Annotated in this window: 22 protein-coding genes, 1 pseudogene and 1 riboswitch; of the genes and pseudogenes, 8 read left to right on the plus strand and 15 right to left on the minus strand. The window is 39.9% G+C overall.

Annotation, left to right across the window (positions count from 1 at the left end):
* Window positions 1–13: 13 nt before the first annotated feature.
* The 3 genes from H605_RS0110975 to H605_RS0110985 form a co-directional block, all read right to left on the minus strand.
* Window positions 14–688 (minus strand): response regulator, encoded by a 675-nt coding sequence (locus H605_RS0110975; protein WP_029054253.1) that lies wholly within the window; start codon window positions 686–688, stop codon window positions 14–16.
* The gene (locus tag H605_RS0110980) at window positions 685–2,292 is read right to left on the minus strand and encodes an ATP-binding protein (protein ID WP_029054254.1); all 1,608 of its coding nucleotides are present in this window, start codon (window positions 2,290–2,292) and stop codon (window positions 685–687) included. Before H605_RS0110980 ends, H605_RS0110975 begins: the two co-directional genes overlap by 4 nt.
* Window positions 2,293–2,471: 179 nt before the next feature.
* A complete protein-coding gene (locus H605_RS0110985; RefSeq protein ID WP_029054255.1) occupies window positions 2,472–3,062 on the minus strand; it encodes a TetR/AcrR family transcriptional regulator in 591 nt (196 codons plus the stop codon).
* 263 nt (window positions 3,063–3,325) lie between these two features.
* Here H605_RS0110985 and H605_RS0110990 point away from each other — a divergent pair, with 263 nt between their 5' ends.
* Window positions 3,326–4,579, plus strand: coding sequence for a dicarboxylate/amino acid:cation symporter (locus H605_RS0110990; protein ID WP_029054256.1), 1,254 nt, complete (start codon window positions 3,326–3,328; stop codon window positions 4,577–4,579).
* Between the two features lie 68 nt (window positions 4,580–4,647).
* On the opposite strand, the gene H605_RS0110995 is transcribed toward H605_RS0110990, so the two are convergent.
* Window positions 4,648–5,751: a threonine synthase gene (locus H605_RS0110995; RefSeq protein WP_029054257.1), complete on the minus strand. Its 1,104-nt coding sequence runs from the start codon at window positions 5,749–5,751 to the stop codon at window positions 4,648–4,650.
* Window positions 5,752–5,840: 89 nt separating this feature from the next.
* Between H605_RS0110995 and H605_RS0111000 the strand changes: the two genes are divergently transcribed.
* A complete protein-coding gene (locus H605_RS0111000) occupies window positions 5,841–6,497 on the plus strand; it encodes a reverse transcriptase-like protein (RefSeq protein ID WP_029054258.1) in 657 nt (218 codons plus the stop codon).
* A 143-nt stretch (window positions 6,498–6,640) separates the two neighbouring features.
* Here the strand turns inward: H605_RS0111000 and H605_RS0111005 are convergent, their stop codons facing one another.
* Window positions 6,641–7,147: a GGDEF domain-containing protein gene (locus H605_RS0111005; RefSeq protein WP_162141899.1), complete on the minus strand. Its 507-nt coding sequence runs from the start codon at window positions 7,145–7,147 to the stop codon at window positions 6,641–6,643.
* Window positions 7,148–7,384: 237 nt separating this feature from the next.
* Window positions 7,385–7,951 (minus strand): DUF4256 domain-containing protein, encoded by a 567-nt coding sequence (locus tag H605_RS0111010; RefSeq protein ID WP_029054260.1) that lies wholly within the window; start codon window positions 7,949–7,951, stop codon window positions 7,385–7,387.
* Between the two features lie 266 nt (window positions 7,952–8,217).
* Between H605_RS0111010 and H605_RS19570 the strand changes: the two genes are divergently transcribed.
* Together H605_RS19570 and H605_RS19460 are read left to right on the plus strand one after the other, a co-directional pair.
* Entirely contained in the window at window positions 8,218–8,349 is a 132-nt protein-coding gene (locus H605_RS19570) for a hypothetical protein (RefSeq protein WP_257788263.1), read from the plus strand.
* A gap of 123 nt (window positions 8,350–8,472) precedes the next feature.
* A complete protein-coding gene (locus tag H605_RS19460) occupies window positions 8,473–8,634 on the plus strand; it encodes a universal stress protein (protein ID WP_232321266.1) in 162 nt (53 codons plus the stop codon).
* 59 nt (window positions 8,635–8,693) lie between these two features.
* On the opposite strand, the gene H605_RS0111025 is transcribed toward H605_RS19460, so the two are convergent.
* Entirely contained in the window at window positions 8,694–9,179 is a 486-nt protein-coding gene (locus tag H605_RS0111025) for an STAS domain-containing protein (RefSeq protein ID WP_037561935.1), read from the minus strand.
* Between the two features lie 173 nt (window positions 9,180–9,352).
* Between H605_RS0111025 and H605_RS17785 the strand changes: the two are divergent.
* Window positions 9,353–10,156, plus strand: a pseudogene (locus tag H605_RS17785) (M20/M25/M40 family metallo-hydrolase).
* Between the two features lie 191 nt (window positions 10,157–10,347).
* Window positions 10,348–11,925 (plus strand): L-serine ammonia-lyase, iron-sulfur-dependent, subunit alpha, encoded by a 1,578-nt coding sequence (gene sdaAA / locus H605_RS19675; RefSeq protein WP_029054262.1) that lies wholly within the window; start codon window positions 10,348–10,350, stop codon window positions 11,923–11,925.
* Window positions 11,926–12,011: 86 nt separating this feature from the next.
* Here sdaAA and H605_RS0111040 read toward each other — a convergent pair whose 3' ends face one another.
* From H605_RS0111040 to H605_RS0111050, 3 genes are read right to left on the minus strand one after another with little or no spacing between them, the layout of a single operon-like run.
* Window positions 12,012–12,836 (minus strand): MetQ/NlpA family ABC transporter substrate-binding protein, encoded by an 825-nt coding sequence (locus tag H605_RS0111040; protein ID WP_029054263.1) that lies wholly within the window; start codon window positions 12,834–12,836, stop codon window positions 12,012–12,014.
* A 17-nt stretch (window positions 12,837–12,853) separates the two neighbouring features.
* Window positions 12,854–13,522 (minus strand): methionine ABC transporter permease, encoded by a 669-nt coding sequence (locus tag H605_RS0111045; protein ID WP_037561938.1) that lies wholly within the window; start codon window positions 13,520–13,522, stop codon window positions 12,854–12,856.
* Window positions 13,515–14,528: a methionine ABC transporter ATP-binding protein gene (locus H605_RS0111050; protein WP_029054265.1), complete on the minus strand. Its 1,014-nt coding sequence runs from the start codon at window positions 14,526–14,528 to the stop codon at window positions 13,515–13,517. Before H605_RS0111050 ends, H605_RS0111045 begins: the two co-directional genes overlap by 8 nt.
* A 119-nt stretch (window positions 14,529–14,647) precedes the next feature.
* Window positions 14,648–14,759, minus strand: a riboswitch (SAM riboswitch).
* Window positions 14,760–14,989: 230 nt separating this feature from the next.
* On the opposite strand from H605_RS0111050, the gene H605_RS0111055 reads away from it, so the two are divergent.
* Complete coding sequence (locus tag H605_RS0111055) at window positions 14,990–16,156, plus strand: pyridoxal phosphate-dependent aminotransferase (RefSeq protein WP_029054266.1); 1,167 nt, start codon at window positions 14,990–14,992, stop codon at window positions 16,154–16,156.
* 92 nt (window positions 16,157–16,248) lie between these two features.
* On the opposite strand, the gene H605_RS0111060 is transcribed toward H605_RS0111055, so the two are convergent.
* The 4 genes from H605_RS0111060 to H605_RS0111075 all read right to left on the minus strand — a co-directional run bounded on the left by H605_RS0111060 (window position 16,249) and on the right by H605_RS0111075 (window position 20,674).
* On the minus strand, window positions 16,249–17,211 hold the full coding sequence (locus H605_RS0111060; RefSeq protein WP_029054267.1) for a tRNA dihydrouridine synthase: 963 nt from the start codon (window positions 17,209–17,211) through the stop codon (window positions 16,249–16,251).
* A gap of 275 nt (window positions 17,212–17,486) precedes the next feature.
* On the minus strand, window positions 17,487–18,968 hold the full coding sequence (locus H605_RS0111065; RefSeq protein WP_029054268.1) for a glycine betaine uptake BCCT transporter: 1,482 nt from the start codon (window positions 18,966–18,968) through the stop codon (window positions 17,487–17,489).
* A gap of 391 nt (window positions 18,969–19,359) precedes the next feature.
* Window positions 19,360–20,007 carry a 5,6-dimethylbenzimidazole synthase gene (gene bluB / locus H605_RS0111070; RefSeq protein WP_029054269.1) on the minus strand — a complete coding sequence of 216 codons (648 nt, stop codon included), beginning with the start codon at window positions 20,005–20,007 and terminating at the stop codon, window positions 19,360–19,362.
* 253 nt (window positions 20,008–20,260) lie between these two features.
* Window positions 20,261–20,674: a carboxymuconolactone decarboxylase family protein gene (locus H605_RS0111075; protein ID WP_029054270.1), complete on the minus strand. Its 414-nt coding sequence runs from the start codon at window positions 20,672–20,674 to the stop codon at window positions 20,261–20,263.
* A 289-nt stretch (window positions 20,675–20,963) separates the two neighbouring features.
* On the opposite strand from H605_RS0111075, the gene H605_RS0111080 reads away from it, so the two are divergent.
* Window positions 20,964–21,260 (plus strand): hypothetical protein, encoded by a 297-nt coding sequence (locus tag H605_RS0111080; RefSeq protein WP_029054271.1) that lies wholly within the window; start codon window positions 20,964–20,966, stop codon window positions 21,258–21,260.
* A 67-nt stretch (window positions 21,261–21,327) separates the two neighbouring features.
* Here the strand turns inward: H605_RS0111080 and H605_RS0111085 are convergent, their stop codons facing one another.
* Entirely contained in the window at window positions 21,328–22,260 is a 933-nt protein-coding gene (locus tag H605_RS0111085) for a DMT family transporter (RefSeq protein ID WP_037561939.1), read from the minus strand.
* Window positions 22,261–22,424: the final 164 nt, after the last annotated feature.

Below are 22,424 nucleotides of genomic sequence, written 5' to 3' on the forward strand. Positions count from 1 at the left end.
TCAATTTATATACCTATAATCCAAAGTATTTCCGTTCTGGCCTGCCGACAATTCCATATTCGAGCTCTGCCCTCATCTTCCCCTCTGCAATTAGATATTCTAAATACCTTCGAGCCGTCGTACGTGAAGCACCTAGTCTTTCACCTACTTCTTCTGCTGTCGTTCCTTCGGTCAAAGAATTGACGATATCTATTACTTTCTGCAAAGTTAAAGGATGAATACCCTTAGGAAGATTTGTTTCATCTTCTTTTACTGCCGCGGCATGCACGAAGAGTTTATCAATCTCTTCTTGATCTGCGTAAAGGCTTTCCTGAAGAAATAACCGTCGCTGTTGATAGCGCTCAATGACTTCTTGTAACTTGGTTAATTCTACAGGTTTTACTAAATAGTGAAATGCACCTGCCGACAAACTTTGTGCAACCAATTCACGATCTGTAGCTGCTGTAATAATGATGAAATCCAATGAAGGGAAGTCTACTTTCAACTCCCGTACCAAATCAATACCTGATTGGTCAGGCATGTAAACATCCACCAACAGCAAATCCACCGGCTGTTTTTCGAGCATTTCCCATGTGTCTTTTGCACGTAACGCTTGCCAGACTACTTTCACGCCATCTACACTTTCTAAAAACTGCTGATGTATGGAGGCAATACGAAAATCATCTTCTACAATTCCCACACGAATCATTTCACTTCACGCTCCTCATGTTCTGCATGTTTTGGAATATAGACAGAAATGATTGTGCCTTCTTCTGTACTGGACACTTGAATTGTTCCACCCAGCGAACGTACAGCTTGCTGAACATTCGCTAAGCCAAAACCTCTTCCTGTCTTCGATTTTGTAGAGTAACCTTTTTGGAATAACGTATCAATTTGGTCTGTCTGAATACCATGTCCGTTATCTGACAATTCAAAAATAACATCTTCTCCAAAATCTAAAGCAAAAAATGAAACATGTCCTTCCGAATGGTTTGCGGTTACTTCCAGCGCATTATCAATCAAATTCCCTAGAATTACAGTCAATGCACCCGTTCCCAACCATTTTGGTAACGATCCCAAACTGCTATTGTCATCAATTTCAAATCCGACTTTCATTTCAGATGCCTTCCCCAATTTTCCAAACAGAATAGCTTGTACATGTGCGTCTTTAATGTTTTCGAGGATAAATTGATTGGTGTTATCACTAACATTGATTTCGGTTTGAATCGTACGAACTGCTTCCTCATATTTGCCGAGTTGCAATAAGCCTGAAATTAAATAGAGTTTATTTGTAAATTCATGCGTCTGTGCTCTCAAGTCATCCGAATACTTCCTAACTTCATAGAGCGTGTTCACAACTTCCACCATCTCTGTCGTATCACGGAAAGTAATTAGTGCGCCTTTTTGTACTCCTTCTAGTTGAAGCGGCATCCCACTGACAACCAGTCTCTTTGCAGAATAGACCATTTCAAAGGATTGAGTGACCGACCCATTTAATTCTGCGACAGAAGGCAAGTTAGGAAATATTGTTTCTATGTCATCTCCCTTACGATTCGTACGAATGCCTAAAATAGAACGGGCCGCAGTATTAATCAGTGTAATCTTACCTGATTGATTTACTGCAATAATTCCTTCATCGATTGATGCCAATATCGCTCTTCTTTCCATATAAAAGTTTGCTATTTGTTCTGGCTCCAGCCCAAATGTATCTTTCCTAATGGATTTCGCCAATCGAAAACTGATGTATATTCCGAGGGCAAGGATCAGCAATGATATATAGATCAGTTTTTCTACACGATTATGCACATTTTCCCGTAAATCTGAGATTAGATACCCTACTGTTACGACACCAATAATTTGATTTTCTTCTTCATTATAAATTGGTGCTTTACTGCTGACTGATGGACCGATAATTTCGCTAGACAGCATAGAATAATTCGCTCCAAACACAATCGCTTTATAGCCATCTTCAAATGGTATCACTTTGCCTATTTGACTATCATCCGGTGAAGCGAGAATATGCCCCGCTTTGTCTTGAACTACAATAAAAGTAGCATCCACTTGATTGGAATAACGTTCAATTACCGCTTCCAAATCGCCGGCCTTTTCCACATCCCCTTTCTCCTCAAGACCATCTTTAACTGTGTCCATATAAGAAAGCATCTTTGCAGTTTGTAAGCCTACTGTATGACTACGATCAAGTAAGTTCAAATAGTCTGTGATGACAAAAACGATTAGCATAAGAGTCATTAAAAATAAAATAAGTGAAGTAACCATTAACAATATTTTCTTTTGCAGTTTTGATTTCAGCATTGCCCGTCACTTCCAACTAAACAGTTTTTATACATCTTTTGAACTTCTACTATTTCAAATATCAGTGTGTGTAAAACCAAGATACTATCCATGGTATACCTAACAATACATCTTAATAAGGCTTGCATAAGTAAAAAGCATAAACTCTATATGTGAGCTTACGCTTGTGTATATCATACTTATATTTTCAACCCATGTAAAAATAATTGTGTAATCTCTTCAGCCAGCTCATCTGGTGTATGAGAGCCTGTCCAAAGTTTAGTGATCGCCAGATATTCGATCGCTCCAACCATGGCAGCAGCGACCACACTGAAATTTACATTAGTATGAAAGTATCCAAGTCTAGCTTCTTCTGTAAGATTACTTTCTATTTGAGCAGTCATTTCCGCTTTAATAGTAGTTGCTTCTTCCGAAACGACGAAACCAATCCGGGCAACTTCTTCATTTTGTTGGAAGAGTTCAAAAACGGCACGCAAGCCATAAGCAATTCGTTCCATTAACCCTTCTTCGGCCACATCTGCCGGTAGTTTGCTTTGTGCTACATGATGATATAATTTCTCTTTGAATACATCGACTAATTCCTGGAATACAGCTTCTTTGCTTTTAAAATATAAGTAGAACGTTGGCTGCGTGACATTTGCTTCTTTCACGATTTCACTAATCTTCGTTTTATGAAAACCATGAATAGCGAATTGCATTGCTGAGATTTCTAAAAGTAATTTACGACTTTTTTCGCCATCTGCTCCTACTTGACGCCCTCTTTTCTTCAGTTAAAACACTTCCTATCTTAATATAAAGAATTATCAATAGATAAACTAATTGTACAGCGAGATATTAAAAAAACCAAACAATACATTGAATTTTAAAAGCAGTTAATCTATTTGTTTAACCTTTTTTCTCTTTAACTAGTTAATAATTTACTAAGCAGGTAACAAGACAGGTTGACATTTTGCATAATATATCGAATAATGGTAAGTAAGCGCTTTCATATTTATGTTTATAATTGAATACATTATGTTAAGGAGGGATCTGTATGAAGTTGGCTAGGAATATTATTATTGCACTTATTGCAGGGGTAGTTGTCGGTTTAGTATTGAATATTTTCACACCTAGTATTTTTACACAAGCTGACGCATTTCTTTTTAAACCACTCGGTACCATCTTCTTGAACCTGATGAAGATGCTAGTTGTGCCCGTGGTATTCATCTCAATCGTCCTCGGAACGGTTGGAATGGGAGATCCGAAGAAATTAGGTAGAATTGGTGGGAAGACGATCGGATTTTTCTTAATTACAACAGCCATCGCTCTTGTCATCGCACTTTCTCTCGGTCTATTGCTAAAGCCTGGTGAAGGAGGTAACTTCGAAACAGCTAACGCCACATATGAAGCACAAGAAGCTCCACCAGTAGCAGAAACTCTATTAGGCATTATTCCTACAAACCCGATTAGTGCGATGGCAGAAGGTAATATGCTGCAGATTATCTTCTTTGCAGCATTGGTTGGCTTTGGAATGGCAATGATGGGTAGTAAAGTTGAAAGAGTGAAAGAGTTATTCGAACAAGCGAATGAACTCATTATGTATCTGATTACATTTGTGATGAAGTTCGCGCCATACGGAGCATTTGGTTTGATTGCATCCGCTGTAGGAAGTCAGGGTATGGACGCACTTAAGGTAATGGGTATGTATATGGGAGTTGTTCTGGGAGCCCTTTTAATCCATACGATTGTCGTCTATGGTGGATCAGTCGCATTGATCGGCAAGCGCAGTCCCATTTGGTTTTTCAAAAACTTCTTTCCAGCTCAGGTAGTCGCATTCAGTACGGCCAGTCCTGCTGCGACACTACCTATTTCAATGAAAACGGCACAGGAGAAGTTAAAAGTACCGGAGTCTATCAGTTCGTTCACTCAATCGCTTGGCGCCACTATTAATATGGACGGCACTGCGATCATGCAAGGGGCAGCTGTGATATTCATTGCACAAGCTTATGGTATTGAATTAACTATTGGACAGTTACTCACTGTTGTTTTAACTGCAGTACTGGCTAGTATTGGAACGGCTGCTGTACCAGGCGCTGGCCTAATTATGCTAGCTATGGTTTTGACGTCAGTCGGTCTGCCAGTTGAAGGAATCGCACTCGTTCTCGGAGTAGATCGTCTACTTGATATGGTGCGTACAGCCGTCAACATTACCGGTGATGCTGCATGTGCGGTCGTCGTTGCAAAAACAGAAAATGTTTTAGGCGAGCCAGATGTTGAAGAGATTCAAGGGAAAACGGAAATCGCGTAAACTTCAATAATTCCTGTACGGAAAACTATCGTGTTTACTAAACATGACCGCTCTCCGTGCAGGTTTTTTCATGTTGGAGACTTGATTCCCGCTCCGCATAGCGGGATCACGATGACTTCATCTCTAGAATTCGCATATTTCATGTACCCAGCATAATTAACAGCCGAAGTGATTTCTACATAGAAACCTTTTACGGCAAGTATTTCACGCGCTTCCAAAATTTCATCTTCCGAGACAGTAATGAACGTACCTTCTGTCTCTCTAATAGCTTCTACGATTTGTTTGGATCTGGCTGGTGATGCAATGGCAATACCTTCTGCAAGAGTTCCTTCATTCACGAACGGCTTTTCTTTGAAATCTTGACCTTCAAATGCTTTAGCAATCGGTGAACAATTCTCTGCTTGAATAGCGATGATCTTCGGCATATACTCAATTTTCTTTGCTTCCAGTAACTCTCTAAACCCATAGTAGGCCCCTAATAACAAGGTTCCATTTCCTACTGGAATTAACACTGTATTAGGTGCTTTGCCTAATTGTTCATAAACTTCAAAAGCATACGTCTTCGTACCTTCGTAAAAATACGGGTTGTAAACATGGCTTGCATAAAACACTTGCTCTTCTTTCACTGCAAATTGAGCCGCAGTCGCTACATCTTCCCTTGTTCCTTTCACTGATTTAATAGTTGCTCCATGCGCTTTAATTTGCGCCAATTTATTGGGTGATGTATCCGCACTTACATAAACATCACACTCTATTCCTGCTTTGGCACTGTATGCAGCGATAGCTGTTCCCGCATTACCACTACTATCTGCAATCACCTTGTTCACGCCCAACTGTTTTGCCAGTGTTACAAGTACCGCTGCACCTCGATCTTTAAAAGAAAGTGTAGGCATCATAAAGTCTAGCTTGACCAAAGTGTTTGGGTCCGATTCATTTAATTCTAGTAATGGTGTTTGACCTTCCCCAAGCGTAATAGAACGCCAACCACTTAAATACTCTTTACCTGCCATCGAAGAAACATATCTCCAAATGGATTGTTGACTCGTCCAATTATCATATGGGGTGTTAGATTCTGTTTGTAATAAATTTAGTAGACCGCCACATTCACATTTCCAGCGCGTTGCAGTAATAGGATATACTTGCTTACATTCCGAACAGCTATATAGGGTCATGTTCGTGATCTCCTTTATGTATATATATTTTACTTATAACAGGTTTCTATAAAGTTTTATTGGATAAACTGAATATGGGAGGGATTACTTTGAATGTACTAATTGAATGGATCTATAAATCAAAAAAAGGAGTACAAACCGTTTTCAAGTCTGAGGAATTACCTGCAGAACAAGCGCTGTTGATTGCTGAGGATTTAGAGAGAACGGGTCGTACAAAACAAATATTGTTCACAGATCAGTTTGATAGTTCCTGGACTATCAAGGAATTAAGAGGCTATTTGAAAGGAATCGAGACAGAGCCACATAATATCACTGTATATTTCGATGGAGGATTTGACTGGGACACCAAGTTGGCTGGTCTCGGTTGCGTACTCTATTATAACCAAAATGGTAAATCCTATAGACTGCGAAAAAATGTTAGGGCTACTTACCTATCCTCAAATAACGAAGCGGAATATGCAGCACTTCTTCTGTGCTTGCAAGAACTTGAAACTCTTGGAGCACACCACCTACCCATTGAAGTTAAGGGTGACTCCCGGGTCGTAATCAATCATTTAAGTGAACAATGGCCAGTCATTGAAGAAGAACTATACAGCTGGGCGAATAAAGTGGAAGAAAAGATGGAGTCTTTAGGATTCCAGCCCCGGTATGAACTGATTTCACGCAAAAAGAACAGCGAAGCAGACCGCCTAGCAACGCAAGCTTTGACAGGTGTAGAAATTACGGCGACTATAGAGAGAACATGAGCAGTTTCAGCGTGAATACTATTGATCCTACACATGCCCGGCACTCAATCAAGTTTAGATTTGTCGGGTGCATGGGGATATTCGTCCGTTTCCAAAATCCTCGCTAAGTCTGCTTGGCAGATTTAACAAGGATTGGGGATTTCTTATGCTTTTTTCATCTCATACATAGATGTATCTGCCTTCTGAATAAGCGCCTCAAAAGTCTCTCCATCATCTGGATAAACCGCGATTCCGATTGAAGCACTGACGGTCTGGACTACTTCCATGTCTAAATTGCATAATTTGCCTCTTAAATTTCGAACATAGTCTGAAAGTGTATCCTCTTTGAGATCGAGAATGACATGTACAAATTCATCGCCACCCCATCGCACGACATAGTCCTCTTTTTTTGCGATGTTCATAATAAGTTCCGCAACGCAACGTAATAATTCATCTCCTGTTTGATGACCGAATGTATCGTTTATATCTTTAAATTCATCAAGATCGATCAAGACTACGCCCATTTTCTTCCCTCGACTTCTATATTGGTAAATCTGTTTCTTAAATACTTTATCTATTGTACGCCGATTGTATGCATTAGTTAGCGGATCTTTCTCTGAGTAAAACTTGGCTACGTCGTATTGTCTTCCACCTGTCCAGGCAACCAGCAAGAATATCCCTGTTAAAACAAAGAAACTCCTATCAAAGAGATAACCCAAATAGATATGATAATAACCATAACGCAAGATATTAAACAGTATAACAACACAAACAGCCACTACTCTACCTCTATACCCCATACTATATCCCCATATCAAACCACGATTTTCTCTCATCTTACCACAGATGGAATGTACAGGAAAATAGAATGGTGATAGAAATTACACAAACAATATTATCCTAGTATTTCACAGTCGGAGTACCCCCCGAAATCCTCTTGCAGCATAATACGATTCTGCTCCATTGTGATACAAAAATACTTGATCATATCGACGGTCGCAAAAAAGAGCGCCACCACGTTTCCTAATTTCCTCTGGAGTCTGCACCCAGCTCGATGTTTTTTTATCAAATTCGCCAAACTGTTGCAGCCATCTATATTGTTCTTCTGTCAATAATTCAATACCCATCTCATTCGCCATATCCATCGCGTTGTTTTCCGGCTTGTTCTTCTTTCTTGATTCCAAAGCTTCTCGGTCATAGCAAACACTTCGGCGGCCCACAGGACTCTCTGCTGAACAATCAAAAAAAATGTATTGATCTGTTGTTTTATCATAGTCTACCACGTCAGGCTCACCTCCCGTAACTTCCATTTCATGGAGGGTCCATAGTTTTTCTACGTTTGTTAATAGCCTGTCATGTAACGAAGACCAGTCCAAATTTATGTGACGATCCATATTACTAGCAAAACGTGATTGAAGTGTTTCGAGTATTTTTTCTTGTTGCTCTGCTGATAACTTCTTAATTATATTTGTCATGTTCTGTTCCTCCTGACTGATTCTACGCTCTGATCAATACATGTTAGTATATTCATTTGTAAATTATTATACAAGGTGATTTACTGCATTCCTTCTATAGTAAATATATTACATAAAAGCAGAATTTCATATATCATTCTAATTTCCTTTAAATAATTAGACTGTGTGTATAAATATGGTATAGTGAGAAACAAATTATTGCCATGCTATCGTTATGACATCGGACTTAAGAAAGTTGATCCTGATTTTCTGAGGAGATTTGGCGAATGAATGAATACATGGATATTCTAGTCGCGGTAGATGGTTCAAGCGAGGCAAAATTGGCTTTGTATAAATCAACAGAGATGATAAAGCTAGAAGAAAATGCGCGTTTGCATCATCGATACCTTTTCAATTGATGAAGATGACGCATCTTATCTAGAACGCGAACAGGAGCACATAGAGGAGTTGCTGAATAGCGATAAAGCCTTTGCCAAAGAAGAAGGAATTGACCACGTGGAAACACACATGGTGATCCTAAAGTGAATATTTCCAAAGAACTTGGTCATGTACTAGAAGCCGACATAATCGTCTGTGGCGCTCAAGGTTTGAAAAATGCAGAGCATTATTTTCTAGGTTCTGTATCTGAAGCAATCGTTTTGACTGCATCATGTGATGTATTAATCGTTCGACGTAGTAAGTGATAATAAATTAATGCCTGTGTAACAGTAGACTAAAAATCCGCTGTTGCACAGGCATTAATTTATTTTTTATACACAATTTCCATTCCCTTTTGATCCAATAAATAGCGAAGACCTTCACGGAAATTCGTAAACGCACGAATTTGAGTAAAGCTTGATACATTGGATAGAATCAAGTTTTGAGCAAATTCAGGTGAGAATCCTACAAAAATCGTTTCTGTACCCATTAATTGCAACACACTGACCAATTCATTGATTTTTTCACTCAGTAGCTCGTACCCCATATTTTCCTCTACTGCCAAGGTGCTGATATCGGTAAAGTCAAAAACTACTGTCAGTATATTATTAGCAGATATTCTTTTTACAATTTTATTTTGGATATGCATAAAGCGCCCTACTGAAAGAGCACCGGTTAGCGGAACTAAAATCGTTTCCGGTACAATGGAAGGTATAATGGGAGCTGATAAATCCTCTATGATCTTCTCATACGTTATAATTTGTTCTCTAAGTTGTGTAATTTCTTGTACTGTATTTGTTTCTTCATTCATGTAAATGTCCCCTACCTTGCCTGTCATATTGTAAATTTACTTAGTTTTTCATTGATTAATTATACCATAAGTTCATCTAATTAGACTTATTCAGTTCATTGTAAATCGTTGAAACTATACATTTAACGCGATAAACTAAACTAGTCAACGTCCAATAAAATGAGATTATTTATATGGCTTATCAACCAGATACAACAGAGACTACAGAACTCATCCAACAACTCGTATCCATTCCAAGCCCTTCAGGATATACGAAGCAAGTGATTTCGTTTGTAGAATACTTGTTACAAGAATATAATGTGAAAACAATACGCAATCGTAAAGGTGGATTAATCGCTACATTTTCGGGTGAAAACGAAAAAGAGCAGCGTATGTTGACAGCTCACCTCAATACACTTGGTGCGGTGGCAAAGAAGTGAAAAGCGACGGTCGCCTGAAGCTCGATTTAATCGGTGGCTACCACTTCAATTCAATTGAAGGCGAATATTGTAAGATCCACACGGCTTCTGGCGATGCTATTGCAACTCATTAAACAGATCCAAACAGAAAATATCAAATTGCCTTACACAATTCACTTCCTCATTTTGAATAATGAAGAAATCGGGTATGGTGGGAACTCAACTATTACTGAAGAAACCGTCGAGTATTTAGCAGTCGATATGAGGGCCACGGGTGATGGTCAGTCAACCGATGAATACACGGTAGCTATTTGTGCCAAAGATTTTAATGGACCATACCACTATGGCCTTCGCAACCATCTAGTTGAGCTAGCTAAGAAAAATGACATTGGGTACCAAATCGATATGTATCCACAATCTGGCTCTGATGCGTCTGCAGCTATCAAGGCAGGACACGACATCATTCACGGATTGATTGGACTGGGAATTGACTCTTCCCATGCGTTTGAACGTACACATGAAGACTCATCAAAAAACACTTTACAACTGCTCTATTATTATTTGCTACCCGATAGTTAAAGTTATTAAAATATAAACAAGATACTGGGCCATTTGATGCTTCAGTATCTTTTCGATTAATTGACATTTCACGTAAAATAACAAATAATAAAAGGTAAGCGCTTTCAACAGATCGGTAACTTATATCAAATACAGCGAGAGCGATTCCAGTTTTTTCATATGGAATGGTTCTCTTTAAGGAGCAAATACACATGGCATTCACGAGTTTAAATCAACTGATCGAGCATGCAAAACAGGACCATACACCGATTCACGAGTTAATGATTCAATCTGAAATCAAGCAAAAAAGCATGCAGAGAGAAACTATCATCAAGAAAATGTCAGAGCAGTTTACAGTGATGGAAGAAGCAGTTCGTAAAGGAACGACTACATCTGTCATGTCACGTACAGGACTAACAGGCGGTGACGGACAGCGCTTATATGATTATGCGGGAAAGGGGAATTCTTTTGTTCATCCATCTACCCTGCATACCGCTGCGAATGCATTGGCCGTCTCAGAAGTAAATGCGAATATGGGACGAATCGTCGCAACACCTACTGCAGGATCAGCAGGAATTTTACCTGCAGTTCTCGTTCATGCGCTCGATAGTGGCAAGTATACACGCGAAAAAATTGTCTTATCTATGTTCACAGCTTCTGCACTAGGGTTAGTCATCGCAAATCGCGCATCTATTTCAGGAGCTGCAGGAGGATGCCAAGCTGAAGTCGGCTCTGCTACCGCAATGGCAGCAGGAACATTAGTGGAATTGGCTGGTGGCACGCCTGACCAAGTCGGTCACGCAATAGGTATCGCATTGAAAAATTCTTTGGGTCTTGTTTGTGATCCGGTCGCGGGGCTAGTAGAAATCCCTTGTATTATTCGAAATGGACTGCATGCTATCACGGCTGAAGCTGCCGCAGATATGGCGTTGGCAGGGGTTGTTAGTATTATCCCTCCAGATGAAGTGATTCACGTTATGCACGAAGTAGGACAAAACATGCCAGAGTCACTGCGAGAAACTGGAATCGGTGGACTTGCTGGTACGCCTACAGGTCAAAAACTGAAAAGCCAAGTATTCGGGAAAGAAAAAGTGACTAAAGAAAAGAGCAGCGGTGCTCCTGCTAAATACCAAAGTGCCTATGAAATTATCGGCCCTGTCATGATCGGTCCATCAAGCTCACACACTGCTGGAGCTGTTCGAATTGGAAACGTTGCACATCAGCTATTGAACGAACGACCTATTCGTGCGAAATTTTCATTAATGGGTTCTTTCGCCACTACTTACCAAGGACACGGTACCGACTTGGCGCTTCTGGCTGGTGTCATGGGGTACAATACGACAGATGATAGAATTCCGAACGCGAAAGAACTTGCGAACAATATAGGATTGGAATATGAATTTACAAAACGTGTGCTCGGCAGCTATCATCCTAATACTGTACTGGTCGAGTTAACAGGCCCAACCAACACAATAAAAGTCCTCGCCAGTTCACTTGGCGGAGGTAAAATCGAAGTCCAGGAACTAGATGATTATCCGTTAAAATTCTCAGGCGAACGTCCGGCACTATTAATTCGCCACACCGATCAAAAAGGGGTTATTGCCGATCTTTTAAGTATTCTCTCAAGAAAAGGAATCAATATCGCGCGTATGGCGAATGAACGGTTTGCAATAGACGGTCCGGCCATTACGATTTGTGAAATCGACGGCTCTGTAGACGAAGAAATGCTTGCCGAGTTAAAGCGTGACGTGCCTATTATTGATGATATTGTCTTGGTAGAAACAGAATAAATGTGCAGTAAAATACCAGACGTGAAGACACTTTCTATTGTCTTCACGTCTGGTATATTTTTACCTTGCTACTATACATGTAAATATTATTTTTCCATCCATGCTGGTTTACCGAACCCTTTAAATTCGGATTCAATCACTTCTAAGAATTGCTCAGATTCTATTACTTCCATAATATCTTTCGCAAATTGCTTTTCCACATTTTCTGTTTTCACAGCTACCACATTACGGAACCGATCGGGCATATCTTCTAAAGCCAGTGCTTCTAACAAATCCATATTTGCTGCAATGGCAAAGTTACCAGGTACTGCAGCTAAATCTGACCCCTCAACCGAACGAGGTAATTGTCCCGCTTCAACCGGCTGAATGACTAAGTTTTTCGGGTTCTCTGTGATATCTTTTTCAGATGCTGTCAATTGATCAATTTCTTCATCCATTTTCACTAACCCTGCATCTTCCAATACATATAATGTTCTTGCTGCGTTCACGGGATCATTCGGAATAGTAATTGTTGATCCATCTTCAATTTCCTCAAGAGACTTATATTTGTTTGAATAGATACCTAATGGCGCTGTCGGTACTATAATCAACTCAGAGAGTTCCATATTGTTTTCTTTCTCGAAGTTTTCTAAGTACGTAATGTTTTGGAACAAGTTCGCATCTATATCGCCACTGTCCAGTGAAATATTTGGCTGAATATAGTCACTGAACTCCGTGATTTTAACGGTATATCCTTTTTCTTCAAGACCAGGTTGTATCGCCTTTTTTAGCATGTCACTATAAGGACCTGCTGTTGCACCAAAATGAAGATTTTTATCATCATCCGATTTTTCAGTGGACTTTTCTCCTCCACAAGCAGCCAAGGCCGCAACCAACGCAGTAAGAATGATTGTAAGTACCAGTTTCTTCATAATCCATCTCTCCCCTACTATCTTTTATCTATCATTTTTGAAATTCGATCTCCGCCAAATTGAATCAACTGCACTAGCACTATTAAAATCGCAACGGTGACTAGCATAATACTGTCGTCATATCGGTAATAGCCGAAACGAATCGCCAAGTCCCCAATCCCGCCTCCGCCAACAAAGCCAGCCATGGCTGAATAGGCAACTAAGTTAATTAGTGTCAGTGTAAGTCCTTGGATAATACTCGACTTTGATTCTGGTAATAACACATTCCAAATAATCATCCACGGCGACGCACCCGTTGATATTGCAGCCTCTATAACTCCTTTGTCTATTTCACGCATGGATGTTTCAACAATCCTAGCAAAGAAAGGAATGGCTGCCACCGAAAGCGACACACTTGCAGCTGCCGGTCCAATCGTATTTCCAACAATCAGTTTCGTCAGAGGTATTAGGGCTACAAGTAGTATGATGAATGGGATGGATCGAATAATATTAACGAAAAAACCAACTACTGAATTTATTGCACGGTTCTCTAAAAATAACCCTTTATCTGTTGTAAATAACAGAACCCCGAGCGGCAATCCAATAATCAGTGCAATTGTAAGCGAGATGCCGATCATATAAAGTGTTTCACCAAATGCTTTTGTAATATCCGGCATGAGTTCCATAATGTGAGATAGATCAAACATGTTGTCGGATCACCTCCACTTGTGCATTTTGTTCGAGTATGTATGCAATCGCCTGCTCTACTTCGTCACACTCACCTTGCAATTCCATTAAGAAAATCCCAAGTGCTCGTTCTTGAATATATTCAATCGACCCATGCAGGAAGTTTCCTTTCACTCTATACTTCTGCATAGTATCGGAAATCACACCCTCCATGGCTACTTCACCTTTAAAAGTAATTTTTACCAGTGTACCTGCCAAGGTGGACATGACGGTATCCGGGATTTCATAAGACACTACACTACTAATAAACTCCTTCGTCAAAGGTTGAACTGGGTTAGAAAAGATGTCATACACTTGTCCTTCTTCAATGACTTTTCCGTCTTGCATAATCGCCATGCGATCACAAATCTCTTTTACGACATTCATCTCATGCGTAATTAACACAATGGTGATATTCAATTCTTTATTGATCTTTTTCAACAATCGTAAAATGGACATCGTCGTGTTAGGATCCAGTGCAGATGTTGCTTCATCACAAAGCAAAACGGATGGATTATTAGCTAGGGCTCTTGCAATTCCAACGCGTTGCTTCTGTCCTCCGCTCAACTGAGCAGGATATACATCGCGTTTTTCAGACAGACCTACCATTTCAAGAAGTTCCATTACACGTGTCTCTATTTTGTTTGACGGCATTTTTGCTGCTTGTAAAGCAAATGCGATATTTTCGAAAATCGTTTTTTGGCTAATTAAATAAAAGTGCTGAAAAATCATTCCGATCTTCAAGCGCGCCTGCCGAAGTTTTACCCCTGATAGTTTCGTTAAATTTACATCATCAATTAAGATCGTGCCGCTCGTTGGTGTCTCCAACAAATTCAAACAGCGTATGAGAGAACTTTTTCCTGCACCTGAATAACCGACAATACCAAATATTTCTCCAGTCTCGATGTCTAGTGATACATCATCTACACCTTTTACCACTTTTTCTTTTGTCTGATAGACTTTAGACAAATGTTGAATTTGGATCATCTTCTCACTTCTTTCTACATTCAAGTAAATAATCATCATAAATAGTAAGTTTTTAAAACTTCTTTCTAAATAAAAAAATCTTTCATTTTTCTAAATGAAAGAAGTACTGAAATACACTCAGCTTATCTCTCAGATGGAAAACCATGCTGTAGGATTTGGCACCTTCCTTGTTTCATTCAAGGGGTTGCTGGACTTCATCGGGCCTTTTCCCTCAGTCGCTCTTGATAAGAGATTACTATTAAATTATATGCGTAAAACATATACTAATCTGAATTTACAAAACTGTCAAGGCGAATAACAACAAGTCGGTAGAATATCCGACTCATTCTATCAACATTACTTTCCTTTTGCCTAATCTTCGCAATCATCCGGAATACAATGTCCAACCTTCTATTGAAAAGTCTAGTATGATCTATGTATACTTAACGCAAATACCCTATTAAAGAAAGAAGGAATAGACTATGGCTTTATCTAACCGATTACAAAATCTCCCTCCGCATTTCTTTACGTTATTATTAAATAAAATAGAAAAGGCTATGGGTGAAGGCAGAGATGTAATTAATCTCGGACGCGGAAATCCTGATCAGCCAACACCTCCCCATATTATTAAAGCATTGCAAGAAGCCGTTGAAGATCCAGCGACACACGGCTACTCTCCATTTAGAGGAACACTTGCTTTAAAACAAGCTGTGGCTGAATACTATCAGCGTGAATATGATGTCACGATTGACCCTGAAACAGAAGTCGCGGTACTCGGTGGCACAAAAATAGGTGTCGTAGAACTTCCTTTAGCTATTATGAATGAAGGAGACTTATTATTACTGCCAGACCCTGGTTATCCAGACTACTTATCAGGTGTGAGCTTAGCGGGTATTCGATATGATACGATGCCACTACGTAAGGAGAATGAATTTCTTCCTGATTACGATAAACTAACAGATGTTCAGAAAAAAGATGCCAAACTAATGTACTTAAACTATCCAAGTAATCCAACAGGCGTCACAGCAACTCCCGAGTTTTATGAAAAAACTGTGGCGTTTGCCAAAGAAAATCAGATTGCCGTCTTACAAGATTTTGCGTATGGTGGAATTGGTTTTGAAGGCCAAAAACCGATTAGCTTTTTACAAACTGAGGGGGCAAAGGAAGTCGGCATTGAAATGCTGTCCCTTTCCAAAATGTATAATATGGCAGGTTGGCGAGTAGGTTTTGCAGTCGGTAACTCTGAAATAATAGAAGCATTAAATGTATTGCAAGACCACTTATTCACTAGCATTTTCCCGGCAGTTCAACGTGCCGCAATTGAAGCATTGACAGGTCCTCAACAATGCGTTGAAGAATTAGTTGCGCTCTATGAAGGACGCCTGACAGTATTGCTAACGGAATGTGAGCGCATCGGGTGGAACGTAACGGCTCCTACTGGCTCATTTTTCGCTTGGCTACCTGTCCCAGAAGGCTTTACAAGCGAATCCTTCGCCGATTTATTACTGGATAAAGCAGACGTCGCAGTATCACCGGGGAACGGATTTGGTGTTCACGGAGAAGGTTATATTCGTGTCGGGTTGTTGGAAAGTGAAGAACGCTTGCAAGAAGCGATTCGCCGTATTGAAAAGCTTGGTTTATTTAAGTAAGAATAGTAATTCTACACTACATTAATTACACAAAAAGACTCCTTGCTCATACCAGTATTTCTGGTATGGCAAGGAGGCTTTTTTAGAATCTATTAATCGAGTTCTACAGTATCCAGTAACGCTCGTACTTCGTCTGTCGTATTCGTACTCATCAATTCATTTCGAAGTTCAGCTGCTCCACGGAACCCTTTAATGTAAATCTTAAAGAATCTACGCAGCGGTTTAAATAGTCGCGGTTCCAGCTCTGTCGAATATTTATCGAAAAGATCCAGATGAAGACGCAAAAGATCTAGCAACTCTTTATAATCATGTTCTTTCTTCTCTTTTTCAAAGGCAAATGGATTATTAAAAATTCCGCGTCCAATCATAACCCCATCCACACCATACTTCTCCACAAGCTCCAGGCCCATTTGACGATCGAGAATATCACCATTGATCGTCAACAACGTATTAGGCGCTATTTCATCACGAAGTTTCTTGATTTCCGGAATCAATTCCCAGTGCGCATCACCATTGCTCATTTCCTTGCGGGTACGGAGATGGATTGACAAGTTCGCGATATCTTGCTCCAGTACATGTCTGAGCCATGTGCGCCACTCTTCAATGTCTGTGTAGCCAAGACGCGTCTTGACACTGACAGGTAATCCGCCAGCTTTTGCCGCTTGAATAATTGCTGCAGCGGTTTCAGGATGATTAATCAAACCACTACCTTTACCTTTTGTTGCAACGTTTGGCACAGGACATCCCATATTAATATCCAAGCCTTTAAAACCAAGTTCCGCCATGCCAATACTCATCTCGCGGAAATGTTCAGGCTTATCTCCCCAGATATGAGCGACGATTGGCTGTTCGTCTTCTGTAAACGCCAAACGTCCCCGCACGCTAAAAATTCCCTCTGGATGACAAAAGCTTTCCGTATTGGTAAATTCGGTAAAGAATACATCCGGACGTGCAGCTTCGCTTACTACGTGGCGAAAAACCACGTCCGTAACATCCTCCATCGGTGCTAGTATGAAAAATGGCCGTGGTAGATCAAGCCAAAAATTAGTAGTCATCGTTACGTTCAAATCCTCTCTTCATAACTTGCACCTGCGTACAAAAATAGTTTTTTACATATACTTACCCTCAACAGATGCCAGTCCTACCATTATACAAAAAATGCACAGATGAATTCCACTTCTTTGAGCTACCCTCAATATTTATTATCGAACTACTTATAGTTGACATTGTTTTATCCATCAACTGTAGTCGATTCATACCGTACGGTAAACTAAAAACCGCTGCTTTTACTACAGCAACGGCTTCATATACTATTTAATAAATTAGGATACTACCTACGCTTATTTTTCTCTCTACGTAGCTCTTTCATCAGAGAGATGACCATCAATAACATGACGAACGAGAACGGTAAGGCGGCAATAATAATCGTGTTTTGTAAGGCAGCCAATCCACCAACTGACAACAAGATTAATGCAATGGACGATTGGATAATACCCCAAATCATTTTCACACTAGTAGGCGGTGTTAGCGATCCATACGTCGATTGCATACCGAGCACAAACGTCGCTGAATCAGCGCTAGTCACGAAGAATGATGCAATCAACAGAATGGCTATAATCGAAATAATAAATGACCACGGCATTTCGTTAAACATTTCAAAGACCACTAGCTCGGACGAAGAGCTTGCGATATCCGCTAGTCCACTGCGCTGCATATCAACAGCTGTCGTACCGAACGTAGAGAACCAAAATGCACAAAGCAATGTAGGTGCAAGAAGGACGCCCACCATGAATTCTCGGATCGTACGGCCCTTTGAGACACGTGCGATAAACATACTGACGAACGGTGCCCATGAAATCCACCAAGCCCAGTAGAAGATCGTCCAGTCAAACAACCATTGCTGGTTACCTGCATTCAGCGGCGCCGTACGAAGACTCATTTGAACCAGATTTCCTACGTAACCTCCAAGTGATTCAGTAAACATATTCAATATTAACAATGTCGGTCCCAAAACAACGACGAATGCAAGAAGTAACACAGCAAGTACCAAGTTTGTATTGGATAAATACTTGATCCCTTTACTAAGTCCCGACGAAGCGGAAATAATGAACAGTACTGTAACTATAGCGATTATAATAAACTGAGAGAACGTCCCAATTTCAATCCCAAATAGATAATTCAGCCCTGCGTTAATTTGAACAGCACCGAAACCGAGAGTTGTCGCAACACCGAATGCGGTAGCAAAGACTGCAAGAACATCAACGAATATTCCCCACGGACCATCCATCTTCTTGCCAAAAATCGGTTTCAATGTTGCTGAAATTAAACCAGGTGCATCTTTACGGAACTGAAAATAAGCGAGAGACAAAGCGACTATTCCATACATCGCCCATACATGGAGTCCCCAGTGATGGAATGATTCACGTAATCCTTCCTTAAACGCTTCATCGGTGTTTGGATCTTCTGTAGCAGGATTGACGAAATGTGACAAAGGTTCAGCTGCTCCATAGAACACTAATCCGATACCCATTCCTGCTGAAAACAGCATAGCAATCCACGTGACCGTAGAAAATTCAGGTCGGTCGGTATCTTTACCGAGTCGAATCTTACCGTACGGACTAAAAATGAGGAATATACTTAATAATAGTAGTAATGAAAGCAACAGCAAGTAGTACCATCCAAATGAGGATGCGACAAAATTCTTTGCATTCATTGTAATGGTTTCGAAGCTTTCCGATGCAAATACGCCGTACCCAACCGTAACGACGATCAAAGCGATCGTAATGTAAAAGACATTTGATATTTTTCTCATGTTTCTCCTTTCAAAATAAGGTTACTTGTTCGTCTAATGAACGATTATATACTATACATATACTTTCCAAAGAAGGCAAAAGGTAAAAAGAAGAGATAAATATCAAATGAGTTACTTTATTTATTCATAAAGCACGACAAACGTAGACAGGATATAACAAAAAAGAGTTGTTTTATGAAATTACTTATCTCAGATCTATTACACTGAATGAATTAATAATGACCTTATACCTAGACAAAAGTAGATAGACACTATTTCTCTTCCGCTAGTAATGTGTGTCATTTTGTGAAATTACTACTCTTGTATGTCAAACTAAAAAACATTGTATATCATCAGCTACTTCACAGCTGATGATATACAATGTTAATGAGCTTAGAGCTTCTGTAAACCGTTATTTGTTATTCCACTGATCGGTAAAAATTAAATCTTCTACACTTCGTCGTTTCTCCCAATTCGCTGTTTCCAATATAGGCGCAGTGGGATAATTCTCCGTGTATCCAATAGATAAAAGAGCAATCGGTTCAACATGGGGGGGTATGTTCAAAATATCGCGCACATCATTCTTTTTATAAAAACTCACCCATCCCATCGCCAGGCCTTCCGCACATGCTGCTAGCCACATATTTTGAATTGCACAAGCAGTCGATAACATGTCCGTTTCAGGAATGGAGTTACGTCCTAACACATGTGAACCGCCACGCGTAGGATCACATGTTACGCAAATAGTGATGGGTGCTTCTTTCAATCCTTGTATTTTTAAGCCAAGAAACTTTGTCTCTTTTTCTCCCTCGTCTTCATAATGAATCGCTAGCGCACGCCTTTCTTTATCGGCTGCCCAAGCCAACTTTTCTTTCGTTTCATCAGATGAAACGATGACGAAATTCCATGGTTGCATGAAGCCAACTGAAGGTGCGTGATGAGCCGCTTTCAATATGTTATGCAGCTTATCCTCAGGAATGGGAGTCGGCAAAAAACTTCGCACATCTCTTCTATTGTAAATCACTTTGTAGACCGCATCTTTTTCTTCTCTCGATAACATGTAACATCTCTCCTCTAGACCTGTACGTCATTTAGTTTGCTGTTCGTTATAGATCATCATGACTTTATTATAGTGAAGTTACGTAAAGAAAGACAGGTTTGTTAGAGTAGCACTTACATATACTCTATTTGCTAAGCATGCAGTTCCAGCCTTATTCGATCAGTATATTTCAAGTAGTAGAAAAGTGGTTTCAACCGTTTTGAACATCACCGGTTGAAACCACTTTAAAATGTACTATTCGTAAGAAGCTTGCTTACTTCTCGTCTGTTTTCGTAATCGATACTCCGCGTTCTGCAAATACTGTTTGCGCAACGGATAAAGCATTTAGCACGCTCGGGAATCCAGTGTATGGAATCAGATGCATAATGCAGCCGATAATCTCGTCCGGTGTCAAGCCTACATCAAGACCTGTTTTGATGTGCATCTGAATCTGTGGTTTGCCTTGTGCTACAAGAGCCGTAATTGTCGTAAGGACCTTCTGTTTATTATCCAATCCAGGCCGCGAATAAATATCACCAAATGCAAATTCCACTACATACTTAGTCAAATCAGGTGCTACATCTTTGAAGCTCTCGCCAATTTCCATCTCACCTGCTGGGTTATCTTCACCCGATAACGTAAGTTCCATTAATTTTTCCAAACCACGTTGATAGCGATCTTCCGCCATTCCAAAAACCTCCTTGATTATAGTAGCCGCCATTCCATCAAAGCTGTCCGTGAACTTTCTTGTGTATTATTATCTAGCGGTCATACTACTATTGTAGCAATTTTTATAAGAAACCCAAATTTTTCGTCTATTTACGGTTTTATAGCCGATTAATTTGATATATAAGTGCAATAACCCACTAACTAGCTTTTCTATTTAGTAATTTAATAAGTGATGTTGTTATTCATTACTAGAAAATCTTGCTATCGTTTATACTTAAAAGAAACAATCGACCCAGGAGGTTTGCATAATGGAATTTAAAAGTATTGAAGAACAGATTATTCAAAAGTATAAAGATGATGAAAACTTGATGATTCGCCTGTTTGTCCAGTGGTGCACGAATCATAAACTAAATCCACAAGCTCTTTATCAACAAGCATACCCTGAACAACAGCCAAATCCCGCACTAAAGGAAATCATGGAAAACGATGATGGATTTGAGGAGCTTCATATAGATAATGAAACTATGTTGGATGTGCTTCAACTGTTTGGGAATGATGATTTGGCATTTGTAGTAGCTGATGAAATAGCGAAGTTCACATCATGATGTGTATCTGCGAGGGAACCATTCCGTTTGTTTATGCTATCAAACGTGAGCAGTTCTTACGCAGATTCTATTTTTCAAAAGTATGATCTCTTTTATAAAAATTCTTACTTTTCACTTGCTTTCCTACTATGAGTACAGCTGAGTACAACACAAGAGCGATGCCAAGTATCTGTAACGGAAGCAGTTGATCACCAAGAAACAATACACCAACTAAAACTGCAACAATTGGTTCAATAGTTGCGAGAATCGACGCCTTCCCTGCTTCCAAATATTTTAGACCCGTTGTATAGAACACATACGCTGCTACGGTGGAAATCAACGCTAGGAGTAAGGCGGCAATCCAAACGTCCACATACCGGAATGTGTCAACCTTGCGCCATACGTCACTTGTCAGCGACATGAATAAGGCCATATAAAAGAATGTGTACGTAGTAATTGTCAGAGCCGAATATCGTTTCGTTATCGGCTTAGTGAAAACACTGTATAGCGCATAACAAAATCCCGATAGAATCCCCATGAACAGGGTCTTACTAGGAATACTCTCCGATCCGAGCGGCAATAGTCCGACAACAAATGCACAACCAACAATAGCAAATACTAGTGCTAAACCTTTGCGTGCAGTTAGTAATTCCTTAAAGAAGATCCTCGATAGAATCATCACGAATAACGGTCCCGTATATAATAACGTCACCGCAAGAGACAAGCTAGAACGTGAAAACACTTCGAAATAAAAGTAGTTAAACAGCGCAAGGCTGAAGATACCTGCACTTGCAAAAAACACATGATCTTTTATTCGTGTCTGTAACTGATCACGAAAGAACAGCATCATGATGGCAAATAAAAACACAAAGCTGAAGATCCCTCGAATTGCTACTACATCCCAAGCTGTGAATCCCCTTGCATACAGTGGCGCTATGAATAAACCGATCAATCCCCAACAGACTGCTCCTGCAATTGTGATTACATATGTTTTCGCACTCGGCTGTGTTTCCACCCTCATCCCCCTATTCTAATACATGTACTGATGATCTCACATAAAATAAGTATAGTTATGTACTGAATTATAATGCATACTTGTAGACGAAACCATTCCAATAGTTACATATCATATCTAGTAGATTAGTTTATGTTGTTCTCTGGACGTAGAAAAGCGCGATAGCCTTG

It is taken from the genome of Sporosarcina ureae DSM 2281, assembly GCF_000425545.1.
Classification (GTDB): Bacteria; Bacillota; Bacilli; order Bacillales_A; family Planococcaceae; genus Sporosarcina; species Sporosarcina ureae.